Genomic DNA, 1,937 nt, shown 5'->3' on the forward strand with positions numbered 1-1,937 from the left:
TGGCAGGGCCGCCGAGCATCGCCTCGAGCTCGGCCAGGGCGGCCCGCACCTGTGCCGCGCGGTCCTCCGGGAGCTCCGGGAGCCCGGGCAGGGCGCGCAGGTGCGCCACCACGGCGTCGCGCGCCCGGGCCGCGACGCGGTCCTCGGCGGCCTGCTCGCGCTCCGCCTCGCGGTCCACGCCGAGCCCGCGCACCACGAGCGGCAGCGTGAAGGCGGGCAGCAGGAGCGTCATGGCGATGACGGTGGACGCCACGACGACCATCTCGGTCCGGCCGGGCAGCGGCCCACCGTCCTCGAGGGTCGTGGGGATCGCCAGCGCGAGGGCCAGCGTCGCGAGGCCGCGCATCCCGCACCACGTCAGGACGACCGCCTCGCGCAGGGTGCGCGGTGCGGCCGTGGGGTCACCGGTGGCGCGGACGACCCCTGTCCACCCGCAGAGCCACGCGAGGCGCAGCCCCAGGAGCGCGAGCCCGACGACGACGCCCGTGCCGAGCATCGCGGGCAGCTGGTCCCCGGCCTCGCGCACGGCCCAGCCGAGCTCGATGCCGATGAGCCCGAACGCGAGCCCGGTCACCAGCAGCTCGATGACGTCCCAGAGCGCGGCGCCGCTGAGGCGGTCCTCGACCTGCTCGGGCTCCTGGCGGCTGCCGATGTGCAGGGCCGCGACGACCACGGCGACCACGCCCGACGCCTGGAGCTCCTCGGCAGCCAGGTAGACGGCGAACGGGAGCACGAGGGTGACGGCGTTGCGCGCCGCCACCGCGCCGAGCCGTCCGCGCAGCCAGACCGCGGCGGCACCGAGCGCCATCCCGAGGGCGGTCGCCGCGACGAGGCCGTAGCCGAAGCGCAGGAGCACCCCGGGCCCGAAGGGCTGTTGCTGCACCGCCGCGGCGACAGCGGTCTGGAAGACGACCAGGGCGACGGCGTCGTTGAACAGGCCCTCGCTCTGCAGGACCGCGACCAGGCGGCGCGGGATGCCGAGCGGCGCCGCGACCGCCTCCACCGCGACCGGGTCGGGCGGGGACACGGCCGCGCCGATCGCGACCGCCACGGCGAACGTGAGGCCGGGCACGAGCGCCCAGACCGTTCCCGCGACCACCGCGATGCTGGCCGTGGTCAGCAGCAGGGCGAGCCCCACCAGGGTGCGCCACCGGCGCCGGAACAGTCCCCAGGACGTGCGCTGGGCGGTCGCGAAGAGCAGCGGCGGCAGGAACAGCGGCAGGATGAGGTCCGGCTCGACGTGCACGTCCCGCCACGCGGGGACCAGCCCGGTGCCGGCCGCGATCACGACCATCAGGGCCGGCCAGGCGACGTCCAGGCGCTCGGCGATCCCGACCATGAGGATCGAGACGAGCGCGATGACGACGAGGATGACGAGGGTGTCCACCGGCGGCTCCCGACGGTCGCTGTCCGAGACCCGACCCTAGGCGCACCCGGGCCGGGTCGCGCGGCCGCCTCAGACCCGGCGCCGCCCGACGACGACCGTCGCGTCGAGGTCCTCGTCCGTCACGACCCGCGTCGACAGGGCGCCGGCCGCCAGGAGGGCGACGGTGCGGGCGGCCTGGGTCCGGCCGGTCTCGACGACGAGGTACCCGCCCGGCGCGAGCCACTCGGCGGCCTGCGCAGCGAGGCGTGCGTGGACGTCCGTCCCGTCGGGTCCGCCGTCGAGCGCGGTCGCCGGCTCGTGGTCGCGGGCCTCGGGAGGCATGAGCGCGATGGCGGCGGTGGGGACGTACGGGGCGTTCGCGACGACGACGTCGACGCGGCCGCGCAGGTCGCGGGGCAGCGCGTCCCACAGGTCGCCCGCGTGCACGGTGCGGGCGGGCAGGTTCCGGCGCGCGCAGCGCACGGCGGCCGGGTCGACGTCGGCGGCGTGGAGCTCGACCTCGGCGGACGCCGCCACCGCGGCACCGAGCGCCCCGGCCCCGCAGCACAGG

At 77.3% G+C, this 1,937-nt stretch carries 2 protein-coding genes; both read right to left on the reverse strand.

Annotated elements, in window-relative coordinates; translation table 11 throughout:
* Positions 1-1,387: cation:proton antiporter (locus IDM29_RS16515; RefSeq protein WP_188037819.1), on the reverse strand; the 1,387-nt coding region annotated here is incomplete at its 3' end.
* Between the two features lie 69 nt (positions 1,388-1,456).
* Positions 1,457-1,937: methyltransferase (locus IDM29_RS16520; protein WP_188037820.1), on the reverse strand; the 481-nt coding region annotated here is incomplete at its 5' end.

The organism is Actinotalea sp. JY-7885 (assembly GCF_014525465.1).
GTDB lineage: Bacteria > Actinomycetota > Actinomycetes > Actinomycetales > Cellulomonadaceae > Actinotalea.